19 protein-coding genes are annotated in these 21681 nt (G+C 56.6%); 15 read left to right on the top strand and 4 right to left on the bottom strand.

The window, feature by feature from the left end; translation table 11 throughout:
* Positions 1-108: 108 nt before the first annotated feature.
* Positions 109-1617: a helicase-related protein gene (locus LG203_RS09960; protein ID WP_407665391.1), complete on the top strand. Its 1509-nt coding sequence runs from the start codon at positions 109-111 to the stop codon at positions 1615-1617.
* A 121-nt stretch (positions 1618-1738) separates the two neighbouring features.
* On the opposite strand, the gene LG203_RS09955 is transcribed toward LG203_RS09960, so the two are convergent.
* Positions 1739-4189, bottom strand: coding sequence for a GspE/PulE family protein (locus LG203_RS09955; protein ID WP_230345629.1), 2451 nt, complete (start codon positions 4187-4189; stop codon positions 1739-1741).
* A 104-nt stretch (positions 4190-4293) separates the two neighbouring features.
* Positions 4294-5481, bottom strand: coding sequence for a multidrug effflux MFS transporter (locus LG203_RS09950; protein WP_230345628.1), 1188 nt, complete (start codon positions 5479-5481; stop codon positions 4294-4296).
* Between the two features lie 216 nt (positions 5482-5697).
* On the opposite strand from LG203_RS09950, the gene LG203_RS09945 reads away from it, so the two are divergent.
* Both LG203_RS09945 and LG203_RS09940 read left to right on the top strand, forming a co-directional pair.
* A complete protein-coding gene (locus LG203_RS09945) occupies positions 5698-7050 on the top strand; it encodes an ATP-binding protein (RefSeq protein WP_230345627.1) in 1353 nt (450 codons plus the stop codon).
* Entirely contained in the window at positions 7043-7687 is a 645-nt protein-coding gene (locus LG203_RS09940) for a response regulator (RefSeq protein WP_230337798.1), read from the top strand. The genes LG203_RS09945 and LG203_RS09940 overlap by 8 nt, the downstream gene beginning before the upstream one ends.
* A 184-nt stretch (positions 7688-7871) precedes the next feature.
* Here the strand turns inward: LG203_RS09940 and LG203_RS09935 are convergent, their stop codons facing one another.
* Together LG203_RS09935 and LG203_RS09930 are read right to left on the bottom strand one after the other, a co-directional pair.
* Positions 7872-8507, bottom strand: coding sequence for a response regulator (locus LG203_RS09935; RefSeq protein ID WP_230345626.1), 636 nt, complete (start codon positions 8505-8507; stop codon positions 7872-7874).
* Complete coding sequence (locus LG203_RS09930; RefSeq protein WP_230345625.1) at positions 8507-9847, bottom strand: ATP-binding protein; 1341 nt, start codon at positions 9845-9847, stop codon at positions 8507-8509. The genes LG203_RS09935 and LG203_RS09930 overlap by 1 nt, the downstream gene beginning before the upstream one ends.
* A gap of 308 nt (positions 9848-10155) precedes the next feature.
* Between LG203_RS09930 and LG203_RS09925 the strand changes: the two genes are divergently transcribed.
* The 12 genes from LG203_RS09925 to LG203_RS09870 all read left to right on the top strand — a co-directional run bounded on the left by LG203_RS09925 (position 10156) and on the right by LG203_RS09870 (position 21660).
* A complete protein-coding gene (locus tag LG203_RS09925) occupies positions 10156-11895 on the top strand; it encodes a methanol/ethanol family PQQ-dependent dehydrogenase (RefSeq protein WP_328486895.1) in 1740 nt (579 codons plus the stop codon).
* Between the two features lie 121 nt (positions 11896-12016).
* On the top strand, positions 12017-12883 hold the full coding sequence (gene moxJ, locus LG203_RS09920; RefSeq protein ID WP_230345624.1) for a methanol oxidation system protein MoxJ: 867 nt from the start codon (positions 12017-12019) through the stop codon (positions 12881-12883).
* Positions 12884-12941: 58 nt separating this feature from the next.
* Positions 12942-13415 (top strand): cytochrome c(L), periplasmic, encoded by a 474-nt coding sequence (gene moxG, locus LG203_RS09915; protein ID WP_230345623.1) that lies wholly within the window; start codon positions 12942-12944, stop codon positions 13413-13415.
* Between the two features lie 82 nt (positions 13416-13497).
* A complete protein-coding gene (locus tag LG203_RS09910; RefSeq protein WP_015829568.1) occupies positions 13498-13782 on the top strand; it encodes a methanol dehydrogenase [cytochrome c] subunit in 285 nt (94 codons plus the stop codon).
* A gap of 122 nt (positions 13783-13904) precedes the next feature.
* A complete protein-coding gene (locus LG203_RS09905) occupies positions 13905-14927 on the top strand; it encodes an AAA family ATPase (protein ID WP_230345622.1) in 1023 nt (340 codons plus the stop codon).
* Positions 14924-15862 (top strand): DUF58 domain-containing protein, encoded by a 939-nt coding sequence (locus LG203_RS09900; protein WP_230345621.1) that lies wholly within the window; start codon positions 14924-14926, stop codon positions 15860-15862. Before LG203_RS09905 ends, LG203_RS09900 begins: the two co-directional genes overlap by 4 nt.
* Before the next feature lie 23 nt (positions 15863-15885).
* A complete protein-coding gene (locus LG203_RS09895) occupies positions 15886-16797 on the top strand; it encodes a hypothetical protein (protein WP_230345620.1) in 912 nt (303 codons plus the stop codon).
* Positions 16794-17795: a vWA domain-containing protein gene (locus LG203_RS09890; RefSeq protein WP_230345619.1), complete on the top strand. Its 1002-nt coding sequence runs from the start codon at positions 16794-16796 to the stop codon at positions 17793-17795. Before LG203_RS09895 ends, LG203_RS09890 begins: the two co-directional genes overlap by 4 nt.
* A complete protein-coding gene (locus LG203_RS09885) occupies positions 17783-18370 on the top strand; it encodes a tetratricopeptide repeat protein (protein ID WP_230345618.1) in 588 nt (195 codons plus the stop codon). Before LG203_RS09890 ends, LG203_RS09885 begins: the two co-directional genes overlap by 13 nt.
* Positions 18367-19344 carry a vWA domain-containing protein gene (locus LG203_RS09880; RefSeq protein ID WP_230345617.1) on the top strand — a complete coding sequence of 326 codons (978 nt, stop codon included), beginning with the start codon at positions 18367-18369 and terminating at the stop codon, positions 19342-19344. The genes LG203_RS09885 and LG203_RS09880 overlap by 4 nt, the downstream gene beginning before the upstream one ends.
* A complete protein-coding gene (locus LG203_RS09875; RefSeq protein WP_015829575.1) occupies positions 19341-19871 on the top strand; it encodes an SRPBCC family protein in 531 nt (176 codons plus the stop codon). Before LG203_RS09880 ends, LG203_RS09875 begins: the two co-directional genes overlap by 4 nt.
* Positions 19872-20262: 391 nt before the next feature.
* Positions 20263-21660, top strand: a complete 1398-nt coding sequence (locus LG203_RS09870; protein ID WP_230345616.1) for a sensor histidine kinase — start codon at positions 20263-20265, stop codon at positions 21658-21660.
* The last annotated feature ends 21 nt before the right edge of the window (positions 21661-21681 follow it).

Genomic DNA, 21681 nt, shown 5'->3' with positions numbered 1-21681 from the left:
GCAACGCATGACATCTTGCGGACAACCAGTCATTCGGCTGGTTGTCCGTTTCATTGCGCGGCTGCATCTGCTACATTGGGGCCGTTTTATCATTCAGAGACTGCTCCATTGTCGGCCTCCCCTTTGCACGACTATCCTGCTTCATTCCCTGTTGCGCGCGGCATGCAGCGCCATTTCCATTTTTATCTTGGCCCCACCAATTCCGGCAAAACCTATGAAGCATTGCAGGTACTGCAGCAGGCGGCATCGGGGGTTTATCTGGCCCCTTTGCGTTTGTTGGCGATGGAAGTGCGCGATCGCCTGATGGAGGCAGGAGTTCCTTGTAATCTGGTGACGGGGGAAGAGCGTCATTGGGTGCCCGGAGCGCGGCATACGGCCTGCACGGTTGAGATGATGCGGCCGGATCAGGTAGTGGATGTGGCCGTCATAGACGAAATCCAGATGCTGCAGGATGAAGCACGTGGCTATGCCTGGACGGCTGCATTGGTGGGTGTTCCTGCGCAGCAGGTGTTTGTGTGCGGTTCGGATGCCGTCACACCTATCTGCCTGGCCTTGCTGGAATCGCTGAATGAACCCTGGCAACTGACGCGCCTGGAGCGCAAGACGCCATTGATACTGGAGGAGCACGCCATTTGCGGCGAACGCTACAATCGGGCGCGGCTGAAAGGCAAGCTGCAAAAGGGCGATGCGGTGATCGCCTTCACGCGCAAGGATGTGCTGACCCTGAGTGCCCGTATTCGCCAATGGGGCTTGTCGGTGGCTTCTATCTACGGGGCTTTGTCGCCAGAAGTGCGGCGTACCGAGTCACGTCGCTTTGCCAGTGGCGAGGCTGACGTGCTGGTAGCGACCGATGCCATTGGCATGGGGCTGAATCTGCCGATCCGGCGCGTGGTGTTTACTACCGTCCACAAATTTGATGGCGTGGCGAGCCGCCTGATCGGCCCGACTGAAACCAGGCAGATTGCGGGGCGTGCCGGACGCTATGGCATCTATCCCACTGGCTTTGTCGCCGCGGTGGAGGCCGATGAACTACTGCATCTGCACCACATGCTGACGACATCGGATAGTGCGGAGTTGCAGCAATTGCCGGTGGCGGCCAATTGGCCGGATATCGCGCGGCTTTCGCAACGCGTGCACACCGCGCGCATAGGGGAATTGCTGGAGCGCTTTTCCCGGCAAGCGTTGGAAAGTGATCTGTTTCATCTTGCCAGTGCCGAGGGCCAGATTGCGCTGGGGCATCTTATCGACCAGCAGGCGCCTCACATGCCACTGGCCGACAAGTTTCGTTTCTCATGCGCGCCGGTGTCTTTCGACAAGCGGCACGAGATGGATTATTTCATTCAGTGCTTGAAAGCCCATGCCGACCACAAGCGCAGGCGCCTGCCAGAGGATGTGGCCTGGCTCGACAGCACCGGGCCGCAATACCTGGAGCAGGCGGAACAGTTTAGCCAGGATATCAGCCTGTATGCCTGGCTCGCCTTCAAATATCCGCAGACTTTTCCTGATGGCGAACTGGTGCCCATGCTGCGGCAGCGGGTGAGCCGCTATATTGAGCGTGCGCTGCTCACGCAGGCAGGGTACGGCGATATTACCCGGGAGCTCTATGTCTATGCGTAAAGAGGCAATGGCTCATGAGGTGAACGGCTTAAGTTTAAGCCAAGCGGGCGTGGCTGGGCACTGTTCAACTGATGGATGGTGCAGGCTGCCTGTATCTTACCCATGACTATGCAGTAAAAAACTAGACGCAGACGGCGCGCACCTGCGCGATATCGGTTTTGCCCTGGAATACCTTGTTGATGCCATCCTGCTTCAGCGTCAACATGCCGCTATTTAAGGCTTCTTCCAGCAGCTCACTGACGGGTGCGCGTTTCTGAATCATGCGCTTGATTTCCGGCGTGACGATCATTAACTCATATAGACCGAGTCGCCCACGATGGCCGGTGTTGTTGCAGGCTTTGCAACCCTTGGCGCGATACAGCGTGAATTTCCCATCCTGCGCAAATTCCCGCCGAAAGCGTTCCAGCTCCTGTTTGGCATCATGGCTGGTGCCATCGACAAATTCGGCCGCCAGCTCTTCCAGCTCTGCCTGGCTGGGTTCATAGGCTTCCTTGCATTTATCGCATAGCGTCTTGGCCAGGCGCTGTGCCATGATCGCCAACAGCGCATCGGCAAAGTTGAAAGGATCCATGCCCAGGTCGAGCATACGCACAATACTTTCTGGCGCGCTATTGGTGTGCAGGGTCGAAAGCACCAGGTGACCGGTCAATGATGCCTCAATGCCGATCTTGGTGGTTTCCTGGTCACGCATTTCGCCCACCATGATGACATCGGGGTCGGCACGCAGAAAGCTGCGCATGGCGGCGGCGAAGGTCCAGCCTATCTTGGCATTCACCTGCACCTGACGCAGCCCTTGCTGGGTGATTTCCACCGGGTCTTCGGCAGTCCAGATCTTGCGCTCTGGCGTGTTGATGTAACCCATCAGCGAGTGCAGCGATGTGGTTTTGCCTGAGCCGGTGGGACCGCAGACCAGAATCAGCCCATAGGGCCGTTGCATCAGTTTCTTCAGGTTTTCCAGTTTGTCTGGCGCCAGCCCGAGTTTATCCACCGGCACGGGTTTGGCGGCCGCCAGCACCCGCATCACCACATCTTCCAGGCCGTTGGCGGTGGGGATGGTCGCCACGCGCAGCTCGACATTGGCTGGGCCGAATTGCTTGAAATCCAGCTTGCCATCCTGTGGCTTGCGCCGTTCGGAAATATCCAGCTGCGACATGATCTTGATACGCGAGATCAAGGCATTGCGGAAGTTGGACGGGATTTCCAGGTATTGCACCAGCGAGCCATCCTTGCGGAAGCGCACATGCGTATTGCGGCGATCCGGATAGGTTTCAATATGGATATCCGACACGCCATCCTGATAGGCATCCAGAATCATTTTATTGACCAGCTGCACCAGCGTGTTATCGGACTCTGCCACGGGCTCTTCGTTAGCCTCGTACTGCATGCTGTTTTCTTCGCTGAACAGCTTGGTCGCCAGATCATCAATCTGCATGCCGGCGACATTGCTGGATTTCAGGTCAAAATCCAGCATGTCATCCTGCTTGCCTTTGTTGAATTCAAAATTGCTGCGACCATAAAAGCTATCAATTGCCGTGACGATATCTTCACGCGAAGCCATGGCAGGCAGGGTTTTCATCTGCGTGAGAAAGCGTACCTCATCAATCGCCTTCACATTCATCGGGTCTTCAAAGGCCACTACCAGGGCCCCTTCGTACATGCACAGCGGTATCAGCAGATGTTTGCGGGCGACCGGCGCGCCAATCAGGCGTATGGCATTCGGGTCAAAGTTGAATTTACCCAGGCTTACATAGGGAATCCCGAGCTTTTTCGCCAATGTCCCTTTAAGTGTCTGTTCATCAACAATGCCCATGTCGACCAGAATGCGCCCCAGCGGAATGCCGCGGTTTTCCTTCTGTTTGTTCAGGGCATCCTGCAATTGCTCTTCGGTAATCAGGTCCAGTTGCCGCAGAGCCTCCCCCAGTTTGAGAATCGGGCGACTTTCCTGATGCCTAATGGCTTGTTGCAACTCCTCACTGGTGACAATCTGGTTTTCGAACAGGTAATCGCCAATACGCTGGTTGCGTAATTCATCCTGGCGTTTCAGCGCCTCTTCAACTGCATCCTTGCTTGCCAGGTTTTCCTGGATCAGGATTTCGCCAATTTTCTGGCCTATCTTGTAACTCTTGATGGACGTGCGTGGGAAATACCCGCGGATGATCTTGGAGTCCGCCGTGCTGGGGTAAATGTACAAGCCATGGTGGGTGTTGACATAGCTATAGGTGTAACCCACCACCATTTCACTATCCGTATACTCAATCGCATACGTCTGCTTTTCTGATGGGGGAAACAGTTCTTCGGCCCTATCCTCAAGAAAAGCCTGGTCGCGCACCAACTCCATCGGTTGTAACAGCTGGATACTTTTGATTTTATCCACGGCCAGTGTTTCTTGCGGTTTATCCTTGCCGGGCCGATAGATCAGGGTATTGGCATCAGGCATGAACTCAATCAGTTGCCCCTGGAGTTTCTTGCCGTCAAACAGATAGATCAGACAGATTTCATGAGATGGACTCTCGCTGCTGGCAGCAAAGCTGAAATAAGGTGGCTTGGGCCACTCGATCACCGATTGTTTCATACTCCCCCTAATGCGACGTACATATAGATATGGTTATTAAAGCACGCTCCATGCCGGGACATAAGGGGGCGAATATGTTTTATTTCGCCGACTGCCGGTGGTGCTCAGGCCGATATTGCTGATGGTGCGGTGCGCTTTTTGTATATGCACCATCCTGCCAGATTGAGTACGAACAGCCCGCCCATGGCAGCGGCGTAATGCAAGGCATTGCCCATGACCAACGGCACGATGAACGCGGAGATCAGCGTAAAGATAATCGACTGGACAAAGCCCTGCACGGAGGCTGCCATGCCTCTTTTTTCAGGGAAGATATCCAGTGCCAGTGTCAGCACGGCAGGCATCAGCATGGTCATGCCCAAGGTGTAGATCAGAAGCGGAGCTACCGCATACGGCAACTCCGGGGTGGCAAACCCGTTATAGGCAAGGTTGCCTATCGAGGCCAAGCCCAGCAGGCCATACGCAATGCCTATCATCATGCGGCCGGGTAGCACACTCACCAGTCGGCTGGCGAGGGCAGAGCCGGTGATGAGGCCGATCACGATGGGAATGAACAGCCAGCCAAATTGCAGCTCGGACAAACGCATTACATGCAGGACAAAGTCTGGTGCACCTGCCACATACACCAGAAAGCCGCCAAAGCCGCTGCCTATGCACAATGACAGCATCATGAACCGCACATTGCCAGCAATAGCGCAATAATTACGTAGCAGGCTGGTCGGATGGAAGGAGCGCCGCTGGTCTGTCGGTAGCGTTTCCGGTAAACGGCTGACACACAGCCAGGTCAGTATCAGCCCCAGCGCTGCCAGAAAAACGAAAGCCGATTGCCAAGGGAAATAGACATGCAGCCATCCGCCCACCATGGGCGCGATGGCCGGCGAAATGCCAAACAGCATGGTGACCATGGCAATGCGTTTTTGCGCCTCAGCGCCATGAAATTTGTCGCGGATGATGGCTTGCCCCACCACGGTGCCTGCGCCTACAAAGAACCCCTGGCCTGCACGCATGGCCAGCAGCAGAGCATAACTATCGGCCATGGCACAGCCGAAGGAGGTGATGACAAACCCGATAAGGGACATCACGATCACCGGCTTGCGGCCCACGCTATCCGAAATCGCCCCATGGAACAGCATCATGCAGGTAAACGTGAGCAGGTACACGCTCAGGCTCTGCTGCGCTGCTGCCTGCGAGATGGCAAAGTGGGTCTGTATGTCGGGAAAGAACGGGAAATAGGTGTCTGTGGTAAAAGGGCCCAGCATGGCAAGCCCGGCAAGAATCAGAGTCAGGATAGGCATGACGTAAATCAGTGATCTTGATGAATGGGCCGCCAGTGTCGCATTCTTCGTGGTCTGCATCCATGCCAGCGTTGTAAAAAAATGTTAACGCACGCTGGTTTTCTGGGCTGGGCGTAGTCCTGTAGCAAGTATTCTTCCAGTCAAGTCGGGAAAATTTCCCGAATGATCAAAGGAGTGAAGACTATAGAATAGCCGTTTTCATCATGACGGGATGCCATGAGTCTCAAGTTACGCCTTAATCTCATGATCACTGCCTTGCTGGTGTTGATCATGGCCCTCGGGACTATGCTGATGGTGGCGAATGCACGGCAGGATGTGCGCGCCGAAGTGGAGTCGACAGCAAAGCTGGCGCTATATCTTCTGGATGCCGAAGCGTTGTATTACTCCCAGCTTTCCAACCCGCAACAGTTGCGATCCTTTCGCCTCAAGAGCCTGAGCAACCTGCGCCATTTGCGCATCGAGTTTTATGATCACAACGGCACGCTGGTGGACAGCAATAGTCAAGCCACCAGTGCAGATAACGAGACAACGCCACCGCGCTGGTTTGTGCGTGCCATGGGCATGGTGTCGAGTGAGTGGATACAGTCGCGCCGCATGATCAAGGTCAATGGCCGGGTGATCGGCGTCCTGGTGGTGACGCCGGATCCTTCTTATGAGATTGCCGAAGTGTGGGGCGATACCCAGGACTTGCTGGTGTTGTCGGCACTGTTTTTCCTGCTGGTGAATCTGATGGTGTATTGGGCGGTAGGCCATGCCCTGCGTCCGGTGGATACGGTGCTGGCAGCGCTGAATGAGCTTGAGCGCGGTAACCTCAAGGCACGCTTGCCGGATTTCAAGCTGAAAGAGCTGGCGCGCATCAGCCATAAATTCAATCTGATGGCACACAAGCTCGAAACCAGCGTGGAGCGCAACCATCGTTTATCGCAACAGCTGATTCGTGCGCAGGAAGATGAGCGCAAGCATCTGGCGCGTGATCTGCATGACGAAATCGGACAGAGCCTGACGGCGATCAATGCCGATGCCACGGCAATCGTGAATTCGGAGTCTACCAATCCTCGCATCAAGGAAAGCGCCGCGGCGATTGTGCAGGTGGCACGTCATGTGGTGGCGATCGTGCGCGACATGCTGGAACACTTGCGGCCAGATACCCTGGATAAGCTTGGCCTGCATATTGCCCTGACCGACCTGGTAGGCAACTGGCGCCAGCGGCATCCCGAGGCGACGATACACATCAATATCGCAGAGGATCTGGACGAGTTGGGTGAGTTTATCCCCATCACCATTTACCGCCTGGTGCAGGAAGCGTTAACCAATATCAGCCGTCATGCCCAAGCGGGTTCGGTCAGCTTGGCGGTGCAGCGCATGGGGAGCCACCTGCATCTGGTGATACGTGACAACGGGTGTGGATTCGAGATGGAAACGGCGCCTTCCGGCTTTGGGCTGGCGGGCATGCGCGAGCGGGTAGAGGGGCTGGGTGGCAAGCTGGATGTGCAGAGTGCGCCAGGGGAGGGGACGACTATCATGGTCAGTATCCCGGTGATTAATCAACAGGAGTTGTCAGGTGAGTGAAGAAATTATCCGGGTGTTGCTGGTCGATGACCACACGGTCGTGCGGTCAGGCTTGTGTCGCTTGCTGGAGCAGCATTCCGGCATCAAGGTCGTGGCTGAGGCCGAGAGCGGGGAACAGGCTTACCAGGTGTTTGGCGAATATCTGCCCGATGTGACGGTGATGGATCTTTCCATGCCGGGCATGGGCGGGCTGGAGGCCATGCGCCGGATATTGGCGCGCTATCGTACGGCGCGTGTGCTGATTTTTTCCATGCATGAAAATGCCGCGTTTGCCATGCAGACGCTCAAGAGTGGTGCGCGCGGCTATGTGGCGAAAACCGGGTCGTTTGATGAACTGGTCAAGGCCGTGGTGGAGGTGTCGCGCGGCAAGAATTACATCAGCACCAGCATCGCCCAGAAGATCGCCCTGCAAACGGTAATAGGCGATGGCGACCTCATCAGCCAACTATCACCGCGCGAGTTCGAGGTATTCCGACTGTTTGCCGAAGGCAAGAATGCCGAGGAGATTGCCGAGGTGTTGAAGATCAGTCAGAAAACGGTGGCGAATTACCATACGCTGGTAAAGCAGAAACTGGGTTTGTCCAACCCGGTGGAGATGGTGCGTTTTGCCATCAAGCACGGGTTGATTGATAGCTGAGGCCAGGCAATGGCTCGCCGCGCAACATGGCGAACAGCATAAGCAACAGGCAAAAAAAACGACCGGCAGGGTATGCCGGTCGATCAACTATGGTGTTGTCAGTGGAGAGAGACAACTGCATTCAGTGTAAAAGCAGAGCCTCCGTTACCGTGAGAGAGGGCTTCATGTTTTATCCGGGAAATGTTCACGTTTTGATGATGTTGAGCTTGATGGCGAGCAACATCAGTTGCGCGGCGTTTTCTACATTCAGTTTTTGCCGCAGGCGCGTCTGTACATTGGCGATCGTCTTGTAATCCAGGCACAAGGCGGCGGCAATATCCTCAATCGAACGTCCCTGCGCCAGCAGGTTGAATACTTCGAATTCGCGTGAGCTCAAGCTGTTGAGTATGTCGCCGCCGTTGATGTTGTGCATGGCGATTTCCTGCGCGATATCGTGGCTGACGTATTTGCGGTTGTTCGCCACGGCAAACACCGCTTCTACCAGCACATCGGGCGCAGAGGATTTTGTGACGTATCCACTGGCGCCCGCCTGCAATGCGCGGGTGGGGAAAATGGCATCGTCGTGCATGCTGAACACCAGCACCTTGGCATTGCGATCGCGCGAGACGATGCGTTTCAGCGCTTCCAGCCCGCCCATGCCGCGCATGGAAAGATCCATCACGACGACCTCCGGCTGGTGCTCCGAGTAAATCCGGTAGGCATCCTCGCCGCTATCGACTTCGGCAATCACCTTGATCCCGGATTTTTCCAGCAGGTGGCGATAGCCCTGCCTAACCACGGCATGGTCATCCACCAGCATCACTCTTACTGCACCTTGCATTACACCATCTCCTTTATCGGGGTTGTGGGGATGACTGCGCGAATCCGGGTGCCGGTGCCAGCGGCGCTGGACACCTCGAATTTACCGTCAACCGCCTTGATTCTTTCACGTATGCCAGCGAGCCCCAGTCCTTTGTGCGGCTGGGCCAGAGGGATGCCGCAGCCATCGTCGGTAATGTCCACGATCAGGCTGCCGCCCTGCATGAAGAGATGTACATCGATGAGGCTGGCCTGGGCGTGGCGCGCTGCGTTGGTAATCGCTTCCTGAATCACGCGATAAATATTGATGGTCAGCTTGTCATCCAGATGATCAATCTCATGATCTATCGCCAACTGATAGCGCGTGCCATTGGCTGGGTATTTCCAGGTATCGATCAAATGCTGCAGGGCAGCACTGAGGCCCAACTCGTCCAGCGCGGCGGGACGCAGGCGATGGATGAGCTGGCGTGCCGAGCGGTAGATATGGTCCGAGTGCGAAATAATGTGCAGCGCCACTTCGCTGATGTTGGCTGGCAGATCCGGCATATTGACCAGGCTGGTGGCGTTCGCCTTGATGGCATTCAGATACTGCCCCATATCGTCGTGCAGGTCGCGCGCAATATGGCGGCGCTCTTCTTCCTGTAACTCCAGCGCCTGCCGTAGCAGAAAGTGATTTTCCTTGAGCAGGTTGGAAATTTCCGATTCGGCGGTTTTGATCTCGGTAATGTCGGCGGCGAACACATGCAAGAACTGCAAGCTGCCATCCTGGCTGAAATGCCCGAGGATGCGCGCCATGGCATAAGTGCGCTTTCCATACAGGCCAATCACGCACAGCTGTTCGACATCCACTTTTTGATGTTCTTTCACCACCTCCATCAAATGCGACCAGGAGGGGCCATGCTGCAGATAATCGGCCAGATTATTCCCCTCGGCCTGTTCTGGCGTCTGTATTTCCAGGAAGCAGGCCATGGCCGGATTGCACATCTTGATTACACCATGGGTCGTGACGACGGCGTTGCCAGCCAGGTTTTCGTTAAATAGCGTCTGAAATTGCAGGCGCTCCGCCAGCAATGCTTGCTCGGTCTGATTGCGGCTGCGCACTTCGCGCTTGATCTCCTGCCAACGGCGCCAGGCAAACCAGCTCATGGCGAGGGTGGCGGCGGCCAGTGCGTATGGCAACTCGTCAATGTCGTATTCGTCGTTACTGGTCAGCGTCCAGTCGATGAAGATTTCCGACAGCTCAAAGTAACCAGCAATCAGATAAGTCAGGATGAAGCTGCAAGGGACAATCGCAAACTCAAGCAGGACATTCTTTCTATCCAGCTGCTTGCCTATGGTAATGGGGGCGAACGGGATGCGCATAAATGCTCAGTATGCGCGTTGGCAAATTTTCACTCTAGCGACAGGCTCCCGAATCTGACCGGGAGCTCATCCTTATATTGTTACAAAATGTAATTAAGTATTACAAATTGTGAATATGTGAATTTTTCCCTCCTCAAAAGTGAATGGTGCACCTCGTGCCGCAAAGGCAGGTTTGAGATAGTTCGTCGTCGCTCTACGACAGTGGTAGCGAGGGAGTAGGACTATATCAACATACGAGGAGGATTCCGAAGATGAAGGCAAGAATAACAGCTACTGGATTTGCAGTTGCTGGATTGGCATTGTCAGCCATGCTGCCGTCAGTAGCTGCGGCAGCTGATAGCCTGGAAGCGCTGGGTGCCAATCCCAATAACTGGACGATGCAAACTGGGGATTATACGGGGCAACATTACAGCCGCCTTTCACAAATCACGACAGGTAACGTCAAGAACCTGAAAGCTGCCTGGTCGTTCTCCACCGGCCTGCTGCACGGTCATGAAGGTGCACCGCTGGTGATTGGCGACATGATGTACATCAACACGCCGTTTCCAAACAATACATTTGCCCTCAACCTGGCTGAGCCAGAAAAGATTGTCTGGCAGCACAAGCCCAAGCAGGATGCTTCCGTCAAGGCGGTTGCCTGCTGTGACATCGTGAACCGTGGCCTTGCCTACGATGATGGTCGCATCTTCAAGACTCAGCTGGATGGTCATCTGGTTGCCCTGGATGCCAAGACCGGCAAGGAACTGTGGAAGATGGAAAACTGTGATCCTGCAGTGGGTTCCACCATTACCCAGGCACCTTTTGCCGTCAAGGGCAAAGTGCTGGTAGGTTGTTCCGGTGCTGAGCTGGGCGTGCGCGGTTACGTAACTGCTTATGACCAGAAAACAGGTGAACTGGTATGGCGTTCCTTCGCGACTGGTCCTGACAATGAGCTGAACCTTGCCAAAGACTTCAACAAGGACAACCCTCACTATGGTCAGATGGGCCTCGGCACCAAGACCTGGGAAGGCGAAGCCTGGAAGATCGGCGGCGGCACCAACTGGGGCTGGTATGCCTATGATCCCAAGCTGAACCTGTTCTACTACGGTTCCGGCAACCCTGCACCATGGAATGAAACCATGCGTCCAGGCGACAACAAGTGGACCATGACCATCTGGGCACGTGATGTGGATACTGGCGCTGCCAAGTGGGGCTATCAGAAGACACCTCATGACGAGTGGGACTTCGCTGGTGTTAACCAGATGATCCTGACCGATCAGCCCGTTGGTGGCAAGTCGCAGCCTCTGCTGACTCACGTTGACCGTAACGGCATCATGTACACACTGAATCGTCAAACCGGTTCTATCGTACAAGCAGCCAAGGTTGATCCTGCCGTGAATGTATTCAAGAAGGTGGACCTGAAAACCGGCCTGCCATTGCGCGATCCTGAATTCAGCACCCGCATGGACCACAAGGGGACCAACATCTGCCCATCTGCCATGGGTTTCCACAACCAAGGTCTGGATGCTTACGATCCTGACAGCCGTACTTTCTACTTCGGTCTGAACCACATTTGTATGGATTGGGAGCCGTTCATGCTGCCATACCGTGCAGGTCAGTTCTTCGTTGGCGCAACGCTGGCCATGTACCCAGGACCTAACGGCCCAACCAAGAAGGAAATGGGGCAAGTTCGCGCCATGGACGGCGTAACTGGCGAAGTGAAGTGGACCAAATGGGAGAAATTCTCCGTTTGGGGCGGCACCTTGGCTACCAAGGGCGGCCTGGTGTTCTACAACACTCTCGACGGCAATATCAAGGCTCTCGACAAGACCAACGGTAAGGAAATCTGGAAGTTCAAGATGCCTTCCGGTGCGATTGGCGCGCCTATGAGCTACGCCTACAAGGGTAAGCAGTACATCGCTACCAACTACGGTGTGGGTGGCTGGCCTGGTGTAGGTCTGGTCTTTGACCTGACTGACCCAAGTGCTGGTCTGGGTGCTGTAGGTGCCTTCAAGGAACTCCAGAGCTACACCCAGATGGGCGGTGGTGTGATGGTGTTCGGTCTGTAATACAGGCCTTGTGATTAGGCCGCCGGTGCCCGGCACGATGGCAGGGTGCCGGCGGTTTTTATCAGATAGCTTTGTTCTGTGCGGTTTTAAAGATCATCACGGTGTGTTTTAAGGGAAAGCAATGAAACTGATCAAGTGGAGTGTGATGTTCGCCATCTGGGCGAGCGCGTTCGGCGGGCAGACTGCCATGGCGCAAGACAATGCGCAAATCAAGACCAAAGCCGACAGTCCATTACGAATTTGTGCGGGTGAGGATGAACTACCTTACTCGAATACCCGGGAAGAAGGGTTTGAAAACCGGATTGCCGATGTGCTGGCCAGTGAACTGGGCCGCAAGGTGGAAAACGTCTGGTGGAAAGATGCGCGCTATGTGGTGCGTGATCTGCTGGATAAGGATAAATGCGATGTGATTATTGGCGCCGATGAAAACGACCCGCGTGTCGCTACGACGCCCGCTTATTACCGTTCGGGCTATATCTTTGTTTACAAGAAAGACAAGGGTGATCTGGGACTGACGGACTGGAACAGTCCTTACCTGAAGAAATCATCCACGCAAATTGGCTGGATTCCGGAAACGCCACCAGAGGTGATGCTGGTGCAGATCGAGCGCTTTGTCGACATGTTCCAGTACAAGGCCGAGATCTCCAATTACAAGTCGCCGCGCAACCATTACATCAAGTATGACCCATCGCGGGTGGTGAATGATGTGGTGAATGGCCGCCTGGATGTGGCGGTGTTGTGGGCGCCTGCGGCGGCCCGATACGTCAAGCAGTCCAGCGTGCCTCTGGTGGAAAAACTGGTGGTGGATAACGCGAAGAAATCCAATGGTGAGCGTGTGCCGCACCAGTTCTCGGTGAGCGTCGGTGTGCGTAAAGGCGATACCGAACTGCTGAAGCAGATTGAGCAGGCGCTGGTGAAGCGCAAGGGCGATATTGATGCCATTTTGAAGGCAGAAGGTATACCGCTGTTGCCAACGACCAAGCCTTGAAGCGACGCGTTAATGAGCGGTAGCCACGATTTTTCAATAAGCAATAAAGGGTAATGCAATGCGTAAAGGTAACAAACTGATTCTGGTCGCAGCACTTCTGGCGGCCACCGTGTCTGTCTTCGCGGATGACCTGATCTTCCGCGGCACCATCTCGGGTGAAATGCTCGATTTCAAGGGTCTCAACGAGACGGAAACCGACGCGGTGAAGAAATTCAAGCAAACCGGCGTCAACCCCTACAACGGCAATGCCGAGGTGATCAAGAAGGGCGAGAGCCTGTTCTCCACGGCCTGTTCCGGCTGCCATGGCCATCTGGCGGAAGGCAAGCTGGGCCCGGCACTGTCCGACGACTACTGGACTTATCCCAAGAACGCGACCGACAAGGGTTTGTTCGAAACTATCTTTGGTGGCGCCGAAGGCATGATGGGCCCGCAGCGTGGTCGTCTGACGCAGGATGAAATGCTGCAGATCATGAGCTGGGTGCGCTCCATCTATCAGGGCGATCCTGATAAGGCCAAATGGCTCAATAACTAAGTTGCTTTTGTATCACTCCCTTCGCGATGTGATCCTGGCCGCGCGAAGGGTTCTTTAACTGCCGGGTATGAGGAGGAATGCAATGCAAAGCAAAAATTGGCTCAAGCACGGTCTGATGGGCGTGGCGGTTTTGGTATTTTCATCCAGTGCTTTTGCTTACGATGGCACCAACTGTAAGGAACCAGGCAACTGCTGGGAACCAAAACCAGGTTTCCCGGACAAGATTGCCGGTTCCAAATACGACCCCAAGCATGATCCCGTCGAACTCAGCAAACAGGAAAAGGCCATCAAGGCCATGAACGAGCGCAACGCCAAGCGCGTTGCCAACCTGAAAGAAACAGGTCAGTTCAAATACGACGTCAAGTAAAGGTGTTGATTTAACTGGCGTAGCGGATAGTGCATTTCATGCGCTATCCGCTTTTTCCGGTGCCACCGCGGCATCCCGGACCCCTCTGCCGCCCTGCGCGGATTAACCCGATAGTGAGTTCCATGAATCCGACACCTTCTGCTCTGGCCGACTGGCGTGAACGCGCCACGGCGTTTGAACAATCCCTGAATGCGGTCGTTCTGGGGCAGGCCCACCCGGTCCGCTCCCTGCTGATCTCGCTGTTTGCCCGTGGCCATGTATTGCTTGAAGGCGATGTGGGCGTGGGCAAGACCACGCTGCTGCGTGCAGCAGCCCGCGCGCTTGGTGGCGCTTATCAGCGCGTGGAAGGGACGGTGGACCTGATGCCTTCCGACCTGATTTACCACACCTGGATAGACGATGCCGGGCAGATGCGCATTGATCCCGGCCCCTTGCTCAGTCAGGGCGATGCCTTGTCCGTGTTCTTCTTTAACGAGATCAACCGGGCCCGTCCGCAAGTGCATTCGCTGCTGCTGCGTGCCATGGCCGAGCGCAGTGTGACCGCATTTAACCGCGAATATTATTTCCCGCATTTCATTCTGTTTGCCGACCGCAACCGCGTGGAAAAGGAAGAAACCTTTGAGTTGCCGGGCGCCGCGCGCGACCGCTTCTTCATGGAAGTGCTGGTGAAATCCCCGGATGATGACGAAATTCGCAAGCAACTGATGTTTGATACGCGCTTTCAGGATACCGACAAGCTGATTGAAAGCGTGCCCCCGGCCATCCTGCCTTATGACCAGCTGAACGATGTGGCCGCCGGCATCCAGAAGCACGTGCAGGCCAGCCCTGCACTGCAGAACTACGCGCTTGCCCTGTGGCAGGCCACTGCCAAACCACAGGATGTCGGTGTGCAGTTGTCCGGCATTGACGTTGGCAGCCTGGTGCTGGCGGGTGCCAGCCCGCGTGGCATGGGCATGCTGATGCGTGGCGCCCGTGTGGTGGCTTGGCTGGCCGGGCGCGATTACCTGATGCCGGAAGACATCCGCGAAGTGTTCTACGACATTATTGCGCACCGCGTGTTTCTGCAGCCGGTGCACGAGCTGCACCGTGATGTGATTGCCCCCGCCTTGATGGAAGCCGTACTGGCACAAGTGGCGGCACCGTGAGCCTGTTGTCCTCTATCCCCGAGCTGATTCACTACTATGTGAAATGGCGCGCCAACGGCTTGCGTTCTGGCGCCCATGTCGGCCGCATTGCCGGTTCCGGCAGCCGCTTTCGCGGGCACGGTCCCTTGCTGGATAACCCGGATCCGCGCCGCATTGATGTGCGCGCAACCGCCCGTGATCCATACCGGCGCTTGCTGGTGAAGATGTACCAGCAAAATGTATCGCTGCCCGTGTGGGTGGTGGCCGACTGGTCGGCTTCCATGGCGTTTCAGGGCGAGCAGGGGACACGTGATGGCCAGCCTCAGCATTCCGCTGGGAATCCCGTTTCCCAACCTTCTGCGCGTATTGACGCAAACAAGATAGAGGTGATTGCCGACCTGTGCGAGCAACTGGCCTGGTCCACCTGGCGTATGGCGGACCGGTTGGGGTTTATCGCCTGCAACGATGGCATCGTGCGCGAGCTGCAAGTCCCCGCGCGTTGCAGCCGCCTGCAGGGCAGCGCCATTCGCCACAGGCTCATGCAAGCGCCAGCTCCGCAAGGCGGCGCTCATGGCCTTGCCTCTGCGGCTGCCGAGATTGGTCGGGAGCGTGCACTGGTATTTCTGGTGACGGATGCACATTACCCCTTGGCTGAATTGCAAAAAGTACTGCAAAGCCTGAGCGGACACGATGTGGTGCCCGTGGTGTTATGGAACAGCGCCGAACACAGCGCCTTGCCACGCTGGGGCTTTGCCCGCTTTCGTGATGCCGAGACGCGGCAGGAACGCCTGCTGTGGTGCCGCCCGCGCCTGCAGCAAAAAATCAATGCCGCCTATGAAGCGCGCCGTGAGGCCATTGCCGAGGTCTGTGCGCAATGGGGGCGCCTGCCATTTTTTATCAGCGACCGTCTGCAAGCGCGTGCGCTGACACATTATTTTATGGAGTCGGCACGATGATGCCTGTATGCAATCCTTGGTCTTTGAGCAGATGGCGCCGCCTGGCATGGCTGGCGATGTTCGGCCAGGCCATGTTTGCTTTTTCGGTGGCGGGCGCTTACGCCGCCAACGATGTGCATGTGGAAAGCCATTATCGCGAGGCTGGCTACTTTATCGGCGACGTGATTGATGAGGTGGTGGATATTACTGCCACGCCCGGCGCCACGCTGGTGGAAGAAACCCTGCCGCGCAGTGGTGACGGACAGTGGATAGAGCTGCGTGAGGTGGATGTGCAGGAAAATGCTCCGGAACATGGCCGGTTCAAACTGCACCTGCGCTGGCAGTTGTTCAAAGCCCTGCGCGAAACGCGCACCATTCCCTTGCCAGCCTTCACCGTTAACCTGCGCCACGGCCAGACCGTGTTGCCGGTAAAAATCCACGAGCGGCAGGTCATGGTGTCGCCCTTGCTGCCGGTGATTCTCGATACCAGCCAGACCAGTTTGCGGCCCGACAGTCTGCCGCCATTACGCGATACCGTGAGACCCATGCGCCACACCTTGCTTGCACTGGCGCTGACGCTGACTGCCGCGCTCTGGCTGTTATGGCGTCACGACAAACCGCCTTTCCGCTGGGCGGCCGCCGGGCCATTTACGTTGGCCTGCCGTCGTCTGCGCGGCCGCCAGGGTCGCAAGCTCAGCGTGGCGCAAAGCTTTACGGTGGCGCATCACGCGTTTAATCAGGCGGCAGGGCGCACGGTGTTTGCAAGCGATGTGCCTTTATTGCTGAAACTGCGTCCCGAGCTTGCCCGCTTGCGCCCCGAGATCGAAGTGTTTTATGCGCGCTCCGCCCGCGTGTTTTTTGCCGAGGCACCCAATGCTGCGAGCGCTGACGATGTAACGGCGATCAAGACCTTGCTGGCGGCCTGCCGGGCACTGGAGCGAGGCCACAAACCGTGATCAGCGCACTGGGGTTTGATGCGCCAGCGGTGCTGTGGCTGCTGGTGCTGGGCCTGTTGCCCTTGTGGCGCCATGGTCAATCGATATTGCGCCATCCTGCCATGCTGTTGATGCCGGAGGACCGCTGGTCGCGCACCTTGGCATGGGCTCTGCGGCTGATCGGCATGCTGTGTGTGGTGGCACTGGTGCTGGGCATGGCGGGCTTGCATCTGCGTCAGTCCGAGGTGGAGCGCGTGGGGCATGGCGCCCATATCATGGTGGTGCTGGATCGCAGTGCCAGCATGAACGATGACTTTGCCGGCAAATATATTCAGTCGACCGACGTCGCGCAGAACCCCTCCAAGCTCAAAGCCGCTCGCGAAGTGCTCGCCAAGTTTATCGAGAGCCGCCAGCAGGATCTGGTGGGCCTGATTACCTTCAGTACCTCGCCGGTGTTTGTGCTGCCGCTGACGCATGATCAGGTCGCGCTCAAGGCGGCGCTGGATAGTGCCGAAGCCCAGGGCATGGGGTTTACCGCCGTGGCGCGTGGCCTTGGCATGGCACTGGATTACTTCAAGGGCAAGCCAGTGACAGGCGCACGGCTGATTCTGCTGGTATCCGATGGCGGCGCCCATATCGACAGCCAGACGCAGGATCGCATACGCAGCTGGTTTGCCAGTGAGCACGCTGCGCTCGCCTGGATTTATATCCGCGGTACCAACTCCCCCAGCATTTTTGTGCAGCCGGGGGAGGGCGACGATGCCGCCAGCGCCCCCGAGTATTTTCTGCATGAGTACTTCAAGACCCTGGGCGTGCCCTATCAGGCATATGAAGCGGAAAACCCGCGCGCACTGGAGGCCGCCCTGCGCGATGTAGGCAAGATGCACAACCTGCCTTCGCATTACTTTGAAAAACAGCCACGCCGCGACCTGGCCGGGATTTGCTATGCCGCAGCCCTGCTGCTGCTGGCATTGCTGTATGGCGCAAAACGAATGGAGATATCGCAATGGCACGCATGATCTTGTGGCGCGAGACACTGGCCTGGAGCCTGCTCGCCGCCGGCCTGGGACTTACCGCCTGGCAGGGGTGGCAGTGGCTGCAGGCCAGCCAGCTGAACCAGGTATTAAGCCATCCCAAAGAGCCGCTTGAGAAGCAGGCGCCATGGTTAAGCCAGACCCCCGAAGGACAAATGCTGCAAGCCTGGCAGCTGACAAGACGTGGCGATAGCACGCATGCGCTGGAAATCTATGGTCGGCTGGAGCAGCGTCTGCCTCCGGCCTTGCTGGCGCGCGCCAAATACAACATGGGCAATGCCTATCTGTCGACGGCACTGGGTGCCCTGGGGGAAGAGGGCGCGCTGGCCTACAACCAGGCCGCTCCCTTGCTGGCGATGGCCAAGGATGCTTACCGTGACGCCCTGCGCCACGATCCGACGCTGTGGGATGCCCGGCACAACATGGAACTGGCGCAGCGTGCCAGCCCGGACCTGACACCCGGCATCCGCAATGAGCAATCACAGGAAGAAACCGAGCTGAAGACCACCACCGAGCGTGCCTGGCCGACTATCCCAGGTTTCCCCAAGGGCATGCCGTGAAGCAAGGCTGGCGTTTGCGTATTGCCCAAGCCCCGGGCCGGATGCTTCTATTGGCGGCCTGCATCCTGATGTTGCCGGTATTTCTGCATCCACAGCTGCCACTGCCACGCAAGGTGTTTTCGGTGGGCTTCGTCATTGATATTACGCAGAGCATGAATGTGCGGGATGCTGGCCCCGGAGGCATTGCCCGCCTGGCATTTGCCCGACAAGCGGTGCGCGATGCCTTGCGTCATCTGCCCTGTGGCTCGCTGGTCAGCATCGGCATGTTTACCGAGCGCGATGTTTCCATGCTGTTCAAGCCCATGGAAGTCTGTGCCCATTTCAGTGTGCTGGATGAAGCCGTGGAGCGGCTGGACTGGCGCATGGCCTGGGCGGCGGATTCCTTCATTACGCATGGCCTGTATCGTGGTATTGAAGAAACCCGCAAGCTCAAGCTCGATACCCTGGTATTTCTGACCGATGGTCAGCAGGCACCGCCCGCCAATCCGCGGTACATGCCGGTGTTTGATGGCAAACCGGGCGAAGTAGGCGGCATCATTGCCGGGGTCGGCGGGCTGCAACGGCAAGCCATCCCCAAGCTCGATGAAAACGACAACATTACCGGCTACTGGCTGCCGGAAGATGCCATGCAATTTGCGACTTTCGGCATGTCCCACGTGCAGTCGGTGCTGGAAATGGAAGGCTATCACGGGCGCAATGCGCCGCATGGCGCACACCCCGAAGGCTCATATACCGAGCATATGTCGGCCCTGGATGAAAAAGGCCTGCAGGAACTCGCCAAGATTACCGGTCTGCATTATCTGCATTTGCAGGACAAGGCGCAGCTGGCCGATGCCCTGCGTCAGAACACCTTGCACCGGCAGTGGGTCGCCAGCGATATCCGCCCCGTATTCGCCGGGCTGGCCTTGCTCCTGCTGCTGGCTTCGTATTTCCCCGCTTTTATTTCATCATTGTTCAAGAAAGGAAAACCATGAAATCATGGATTGCAGCACTGTTATTGGCATTACCCCTGGCGGCGTGGGCGCATGGCCCCACCCCGCAGAAAGCCGAGGAGACGGTGGAAATCAATGCGGCACCCGCTGCCGTCTGGGCCAAGATCAAGGATTTTGGTGCGATCGCCAGCTGGCAACCTGCCCTGGAAAAAGTGGCGGCTGAAGGCGGCAATGGCAATGGCGCCAAGCGTACGCTGACATTCAAGAGCGGCGGTGTGCTGGAAGAAGAGCTGGATGATTATTCGGATGCCGAGATGCGCTATGCCTATCGTATGGGCCGTGACATGGATATCAAGGCCTTGCCGGTCAGCTCGCTGAATGGACGTCTGGAAGTGACTGCAGGCAAGGATGGGAAGACCGTGGTGACCTGGAAGGCCCGATTCTACCGTGCCTTTACCGGCAATGAGCCGCCAGCCGGGCAGGATGATGCCACGGCAGTAGAAGGCGTAACTGCCTATTTTCGTCAGGGCTTGGATAATCTGAAGCAGCTGGTGGAAAGCGGCAAGTAACTTTCGGGAAAAATTCCCGATGTTTTTCGGGATGCCCGGTGTAGTAGCAATGGACGGCGACCTTTAGTATGCAACACATGCTCTAGTGCAATTGAAATGTCAGGAATGACGGTTCGCGTGTCGCACAATGTTCAGGCATACTCCATAGAAATTCAACCAGACTTGCTCTCCAGGTCTGGTTTTTTTTTGCCGGTTATCGGCCGGTCTGATCCTCCCCGCAATTAACGCTTGTGAAATTATGTGGATGCGATTATCTTAAAATCGCTTGCACGCCTTGTGCTGACTGCCTGCAAGCGGCTTGATCTCCATAAAAACTTATCCATGAACAACAGGTGATGTCTTGCTAGAGGCAACGATAGCCAATCCATTTTTTTCTGCACTGATGTCAGGCATGTCGGATGAAGCTTATCTGGTGGATGCCAACAACATGCAACTGGCCTGCGTCAGTAGTCAGGCGCTGGTCAGTCATCAATGCACGCTGACGCAATTGCATGCGATGCCATTGCACGCGGTGCTCGGCATGCCCGAGACCGAGCTTGTGCAGTGGCAGGCCCAATGTGTGAAACAACCATCCGGCGCGCCGTTGACGACGCTGTTATTACCCAAGGCCGATGGCGAAAAAGGGCGGCGTGCAGGCGACAGCACGAAAGTGAGCTTTTTTGAGGCCGAAGGGCGATCCTGGATGCTGGTCATGAAAAACAGCGTCAGCCGCTCCGCCATGCAGGCGCTGGATGACAGCGAATCCCGCTTTCAGGCGATTGTCGCCAATACGCCGGGCCTGGTATTCCAGTTTAGATTGCTGGGGCCGGGTCGGCTGGGCTTTATCTATCTGAGCGAGGCCTGTTATGCCGTGCTGGGCATTACCGAGGCCGAGCTGACCAAGACGCCATCGCAGTTTTACCGGTTGATGGCTGAGGAAGACCGGCCATCGTTCCGTGAAGCCTTGCTGACCTCGGCCAGTGAAATGAAAGTGCTGAACTGGGAGGGCCGCATCTGGATCAAGGCCTGGCAGGATACCAAATGGATCAACCTGCGTGGCAGCCCGATCAAACTGCATAATGGCGAGGTGCAGTGGGGCGGCATCATTACCAACATCACGCAGAGCAAGAACGAAAAACTCGAAATTGAACGCTCACGCCAGCGCATGGCCGAGCTGTCTGCCCACCTCACACAGGTAAAGGAGCAGGAGCGTCGGCGCATTGCACGCGAGATACACGATGATCTCGGCGGTAACCTGACGGCGATCAAGATCGGCCTCACCTCCATTATCAAGCGTATCAATCCGAATGAGCCCAAGCTGGTGGAGAAGGCACTCAATCTGGAAAGCATTGTTGATCGCACCTTTGATATCGTGCATCGCATCGCCAGTGACTTGCGGCCAGATGTGCTGGAGCTGGGCATTGTGGCGGCGCTGGAGTGGCAATGCGGGCAGTTTGAGAAGCAGTTTTCCTTGCCGTGCCGGTTTTACAGCTCGCAGACCGAGCTGACCGTGAGTGCAGATGAGGCCATCACCTTGTTTCGTATCTGCCAGGAAGCGATGTCGAATATCGCCAAGCACGCCAAGGCCAGGCAAGTGGAAGTCGAGCTTGTGGTGGAAGACCGCGATATCATGCTGCGTATCGTCGATGACGGTCAGGGCATCCGCATGCAGGATCAACATAAATCCAACTCCTTTGGTCTGCGTGGCATGCGGGAACGGGTGGCTGCGCTGGATGGCAGTCTTGAAGTCGAAAAACGTGTACGTGGGGGTACAGCGGTGCAGGTTAAAATTCCACGCAGTCTCAAGTAAGATTGCGATATAACGAAGGTA

Source organism: Methylovorus mays (assembly GCF_020531915.1).
GTDB lineage: Bacteria > Pseudomonadota > Gammaproteobacteria > Burkholderiales > Methylophilaceae > Methylovorus > Methylovorus mays.
Note: the sequence above shows the minus strand (reverse complement) of the source record. Positions and strands in the feature narration are given on the sequence as shown.

Coding starts and splice junctions, on each gene's coding strand:
- LG203_RS09955 (WP_230345629.1), bottom strand. CDS start 4,189: ATGAAACAATCGGTGATCGAGTGGCCCAAGCCACCTTATTTCAGCTTT.
- LG203_RS09950 (WP_230345628.1), bottom strand. CDS start 5,481: ATGCCTATCCTGACTCTGATTCTTGCCGGGCTTGCCATGCTGGGCCCT.
- moxG (WP_230345623.1), top strand. CDS start 12,942: ATGCGTAAAGGTAACAAACTGATTCTGGTCGCAGCACTTCTGGCGGCC.
- LG203_RS09905 (WP_230345622.1), top strand. CDS start 13,905: ATGAATCCGACACCTTCTGCTCTGGCCGACTGGCGTGAACGCGCCACG.
- LG203_RS09885 (WP_230345618.1), top strand. CDS start 17,783: ATGGCACGCATGATCTTGTGGCGCGAGACACTGGCCTGGAGCCTGCTC.
- LG203_RS09930 (WP_230345625.1), bottom strand. CDS start 9,847: ATGCGCATCCCGTTCGCCCCCATTACCATAGGCAAGCAGCTGGATAGA.
- moxJ (WP_230345624.1), top strand. CDS start 12,017: ATGAAACTGATCAAGTGGAGTGTGATGTTCGCCATCTGGGCGAGCGCG.
- LG203_RS09925 (WP_328486895.1), top strand. CDS start 10,156: ATGCTGCCGTCAGTAGCTGCGGCAGCTGATAGCCTGGAAGCGCTGGGT.
- LG203_RS09910 (WP_015829568.1), top strand. CDS start 13,498: ATGCAAAGCAAAAATTGGCTCAAGCACGGTCTGATGGGCGTGGCGGTT.
- LG203_RS09870 (WP_230345616.1), top strand. CDS start 20,263: ATGTCGGATGAAGCTTATCTGGTGGATGCCAACAACATGCAACTGGCC.
- LG203_RS09935 (WP_230345626.1), bottom strand. CDS start 8,507: ATGCAAGGTGCAGTAAGAGTGATGCTGGTGGATGACCATGCCGTGGTT.
- LG203_RS09945 (WP_230345627.1), top strand. CDS start 5,698: ATGAGTCTCAAGTTACGCCTTAATCTCATGATCACTGCCTTGCTGGTG.
- LG203_RS09875 (WP_015829575.1), top strand. CDS start 19,341: ATGAAATCATGGATTGCAGCACTGTTATTGGCATTACCCCTGGCGGCG.